The 4939-nt window shown below is 40.8% G+C and carries 5 protein-coding genes and 2 tRNA genes; all 7 read left to right on the forward strand.

The window, feature by feature from the left end:
• On the forward strand, positions 1–1070 hold a 1070-nt coding region (locus VGA95_13940; protein ID HEX9667644.1), incomplete at its 5' end, for a site-specific integrase.
• Between the two features lie 30 nt (positions 1071–1100).
• Positions 1101–1174, forward strand: a tRNA-Lys gene (locus VGA95_13945).
• Positions 1175–1180: 6 nt separating this feature from the next.
• A tRNA-Leu gene (locus VGA95_13950) sits at positions 1181–1263 on the forward strand.
• 210 nt (positions 1264–1473) lie between these two features.
• Positions 1474–2778: a trigger factor gene (gene tig, locus VGA95_13955; GenBank protein HEX9667645.1), complete on the forward strand. Its 1305-nt coding sequence runs from the start codon at positions 1474–1476 to the stop codon at positions 2776–2778.
• A gap of 23 nt (positions 2779–2801) precedes the next feature.
• Positions 2802–3401 carry an ATP-dependent Clp endopeptidase proteolytic subunit ClpP gene (clpP, locus tag VGA95_13960; protein HEX9667646.1) on the forward strand — a complete coding sequence of 200 codons (600 nt, stop codon included), beginning with the start codon at positions 2802–2804 and terminating at the stop codon, positions 3399–3401.
• A complete protein-coding gene (clpX, locus tag VGA95_13965) occupies positions 3398–4672 on the forward strand; it encodes an ATP-dependent Clp protease ATP-binding subunit ClpX (protein ID HEX9667647.1) in 1275 nt (424 codons plus the stop codon). The genes clpP and clpX overlap by 4 nt, the downstream gene beginning before the upstream one ends.
• A 34-nt stretch (positions 4673–4706) precedes the next feature.
• Positions 4707–4939, forward strand: a 233-nt coding sequence (locus VGA95_13970) for an LON peptidase substrate-binding domain-containing protein (protein ID HEX9667648.1), incomplete at its 3' end; no start/stop codon positions are given.

Below are 4939 nucleotides of genomic sequence, written 5' to 3' on the forward strand. Positions count from 1 at the left end.
GAATTAGAAAAAATAAGGACGGTTCTAAATCCGCTTACTGGTATACACGTATAATGGTTAATAGTAGGGATAAATGGGAATCGGTTGGTAAGGTGGGGGAAGTTACGAAGGCTGTAGCTCAAAGAAGAGAAGATGAAATCAAAAGAAAGATAAGAAGGGGTGTTTATGAGTATGAAGATAATATAACTTTAGCAGACCTTGAACATGACTATATAAAATACGTAGAGCAGACCAAACAGTTGAGAACCTCGAGGAAAAGAAAAGAGCAGTTAAGAACCCTTAAGGCTTATTTTCAAGATAAGACACTTTACAGGATCACACCGGGAGATATTGATGATTATAAGGCTTTTAGATTGAAGAATGTCAGACCTGCTACAGTCAATAGGGAGCTTGCCACCTTAAGACATATATTCAATCTAGCGAAGAGAAATAAAAAGTTTTACGGTGATAACCCTGTATCTATAGCAGGGCTGCTAAGTGAAGATAACCACAGAGAAAGAGTATTGACCCCGGATGAAGAGGAAAGGCTAATGACTGAAAGCTCAGATCACCTCAAGCCTATCCTAGTTATGGCCCTTAATACTGGAATGAGAAAAGGGGAAATACTTTCCCTTACCTGGAATAACGTTGATTTTGATAACAACCTATTTATAATAAACGCTTCCAATAACAAGAGTAAGAAGACTAAGAGGATACCCATTAACTCATACTTGAAGACGATGCTATTAGAACTTAAATTAAAAAACCAAGTTACAAGTGAAAATGTTTTCTTAGGAGATGATAATAAACCGATAAAGGATATAAAGACTGCTTTTAAGAATGCTTGTAGAAGGGCTAATATTAGCGGTCTCAGGTTTCACGATCTCAGACACACAGCCGGAACCCGGATGCTGGAAAGCAATGTGAATATCGTAGCCATTAGCGAAATACTGGGGCATTCGAGTATTGACATTACAAAAAGGCGATACCTGCACCCTGATAATTCCTTGAGGGAGGCAGTCGAAAAATTGGCTCTTTTTAACAAGAGTTGTAGCCAAATCCGTAGCCAAGAAAAAATAGATAATTTATAATTATTCGTAAGTTATTGAAATTGTTACAATGGGCTGCTAGCTCAGTTAGGTAGAGCAGGTGACTCTTAATCACCGGGTCGGGGGTTCGATTCCCTCGCAGCCCATACGTAGCGAGAGTGGCGGAACTGGCAGACGCGCTGGACTTAGGATCCAGTGAGCTTTGCTCATGGGGGTTCAACTCCCCCCTCTCGCAAGTTTTTTAATTATCTAATAAAGGCTCAGACATGGGTACACAACAGTTAAGTAAAAAGATTTCTGAAGTGGGATGCAGGATGCAAGATTCATGATGCAGGATAAAAGATAATAGATAATCATGAATCATGTAGCATGCATCCTGTATCATTGTATGATTATATGTTTGTAATTTTGGGCAATAAAATAATTCGAAAGAGGCTACATCTCTATGAAAGTAAATGTAGAAACGCTCAGCAGTACCGAGAGAAAGGTCGACGTTTTTCTTCAACCCGAACTGGTGAAAGAGAAGTTAGAAGAGGTATTTAAAGAATTCCAAAAAAATGCGAAGGTCAGAGGATTTCGCCCCGGAAAGGTTCCTAGAAGGGTCATAGAATCAATATATGGAAGGCAGATATTCAATGAGGTTTCGTCCAGGTTGGTTTCCGATTCTTTTCAAGAAGCGCTCCAGGAAGCTTCTGTTACTCCAGTTTCCCGCCCGAATTTGACTACCGATAAGGTAGAAACTGATAAAGAGTTTCACTATTCCGCCGTCTTTGAGATAATCCCGGATTTTGAGGTTCATGATTATATAGGTATTGAATTGAAGAAGGACAAGGTTGAAGTCGAAGATGAGGAAGTGAGCATGGTACTGGATCGACTCAGAAACCGTTCTGCAGAAGCGAAGCCAATTGAGACTGAAAGGGAGGCTGCAAAAGGTGATCTTGTCATAATTGATTATGAAGGAACCCTTGAAGGAAAGTCATTAGAAGACCTCAAGAAATCGGATGTTCAGTTTGTAATCGGAGAGGGTCAATTAATTCCAGAGTTTGAAGATGCTATAATCGGGTTGAAAAAAGGGGAAGTGAAGAAGTTTGATGTATCCTACCCTGAGGATTTTCAGTTACATGAGGCTGCTGGGAAAAAGGTCAATTTTGAATTGCGATTGAAGGACATACTGGAAAGGATCTTGCCAAATCTGGACGATGAATTTGCAAAGGATCTCGGTGAAGAAAACCTTGAATCGTTGAAAAAAAAGATTCGAGAAGACTTAGAAAAGAGACATCAGGTAGATTCCAGTAGTAAGTTAAGAACAGATCTCATCAATAAACTAATTGAGAATAAGACCTTTGATATCCCAAATAGTTTGGTTGAAGAAGAATCTATAAGACTTAAGCGCGACTTTGGGTTTAATCTCCAGAGGCAAGGGCTTAGGGTTCCCAAATTCGATGAAAAGGCTGAAAAGTCAATCACTGAAAGGGCTATTCTTAACGTTAAGGCATCCATTGTTCTTGGAGCCATCGCAAAAAAAGAGGGTATAGATGTGACCAGCGAAGAGGTTAATAAGAGACTATTGGAAATTTCCAAATCAGCAGATGTTTCTTTTGAAAAGGTAAGGGAGGTATATCAATCAAACAATATGCTCGAGGGATTACGTGCAAGCATTCTGGAGGAAAAGGTGATGGATTTTCTGATTGAAAAAGCAAAGATAGAGGAGGCGTTAGGGAAAAAAAATCAAATTGACAATAAAAGTTAGTATCTGTATAATAAAATTACGATATGACCAATTTTATGCCCATCGTTATTGAGCAGACCAGTAGGGGTGAGAGGGCATATGATATCTTTTCTCGACTTCTGAAAGACAGAATAGTTTTTTTGGGATCACCAATTACAGATGCAGTTGCTGATACTGTAATTGCCCAGCTTCTAGTCCTAGAGTCCGAAAATCCGGAAAAGGATATATATCTCTATGTAAACTCTCCTGGCGGACACGTTACAGCGGGTCTTGCAATATATGACACAATACAATACATAAAGCCAGATGTGGCAACTATGTGTATTGGGCAAGCTGCCAGCATGGGCGCGGTTCTTCTCGCTGCAGGAACCAAGGGAAAAAGATATGCTCTTCCCCATGCACGTGTATTATTACATCAGGTCTTGGGGGGCTTTGAGGGTCAAGCTACGGAAATTGATATACATGCAAGAGAGATTTTGAGGGTTCGGCAAGAATTAAATCACATACTAGCCGAACACACAGGCCAGCCCATCGACAAGATTGAAAGGGATACAGAAAGGGATTTTTTTCTCACGGCTAAAGATGCCCGTGAATATGGCATAGTCGATGCTATAATAACGAATAGGCAGGAGGCTGTAAAGTGACTACTAGGCGAGATGGAAAAGAAGGTAAGCTTTTTTGCTCGTTCTGCGGCAAGAGCCAAAAAGAAGTTAGGAAGCTGATTGCGGGTCCGACGGTATATATTTGTAATGAGTGCATCGAACTATGCAACGAGATAATCGCAGATGAAGAGGCTAAAGATGGACAACTTAAGAAACGCTATTCAGCTCTACCAACACCTTCCCAAATAAAGAGCTTTTTAGATGAATATGTCATCGGGCAAGAGAGGGCGAAAAAGGTATTAGCAGTTGCGGTTTATAATCATTATAAAAGGGTTGAGCATACTGTATTCAGTGGGAAGAGGAGCAAGGATGTTGAGATCCAAAAGAGTAATATACTGCTTATTGGTCCCACTGGCTGTGGAAAAACATTATTGGCTCAAACTCTAGCAAAGTTTCTCGATGTGCCCTTTACGATTGTCGATGCTACATGTTACACCGAGGCTGGGTATGTCGGAGAGGACGTTGAGAATATGATTGTAAGCCTTCTCCAGGCTGCTGATTATGATATCGATAAGGCCTCAAAGGGGATAATCTACATTGACGAAATTGATAAGCTCGCACGCAAGACTGGCGATAGCCCTTCAATTACGAGAGATGTATCGGGTGAGGGTGTGCAGCAGGCTCTTTTGAAAATTATGGAAGGGACTAAGGCAAATGTTCCTCCAAAGGGCGGAAGAAAGCATCCACAGCAGGAGTTTATTCATATAGATACCACAAATATACTATTTATTTGCGGAGGAGCATTTTGTGGACTTGAAGACTTAATAGCGAGGAGAATAGGAGAAAAGTCTATAGGATTCGAAGCCAATATAGGTAACAAGGTGGAAAAGGATTTAGGGTTGTTATTGAAAGAGATTCAACCGGAAGATCTCATACATTACGGTTTGATTCCGGAATTTGTTGGTAGGATTCCGGTTGTAGCTACTCTTGAAGAGTTGGATGAGAGAACATTCCTTGAGATTCTTACAAAGCCGAAAAACGCGGTTATTAAGCAGTTCCAGAAGCTGATGGAGCTGGAGGGTGTTGAGTTAGAAGTTACGGAGGGTGCCCTAAAGGCCATCTCTAAGGAAGCAATTAAGAGAAAGATCGGTGCGAGGGGTCTTCGAGCAATTATAGAATCAATTATGCTCGATATCTCATATGAGGTTCCTTCCTTAAATGGTCTGAGGCGATGCATCATAACGGAGGAGGTGATTCAGGGTGCAGGTAATCCTCTGTTTTTCTATGAAGAAGAGAGGCGATTGGGGACATAGATTTTGTGTACTAAGTTACTTAGGGGGGTGAAACATGCCAATGTTCTTTAGAATTGATGACGAAAAAAAACAAGAAATAATGAAGATTACACTTCTACCCCTGAGAGATGTTGTGATTTTTCCCTATATGGTAGCGCCGCTTTTTGTGGGTCGTGAGAAGTCTATACGCGCGCTGGAAGAGGCGATGAAAAAGGATAAGGAGATCCTTCTCGCTGCTCAAAAGGATGCAAACACAAACGATCCTAAAGAAGAGGATATTCACAGGAT

This window comes from Thermodesulfobacteriota bacterium, assembly GCA_036397855.1.
Taxonomy (GTDB): domain Bacteria; phylum Desulfobacterota_D; class UBA1144; order Nemesobacterales; family CSP1-2; genus DASWID01.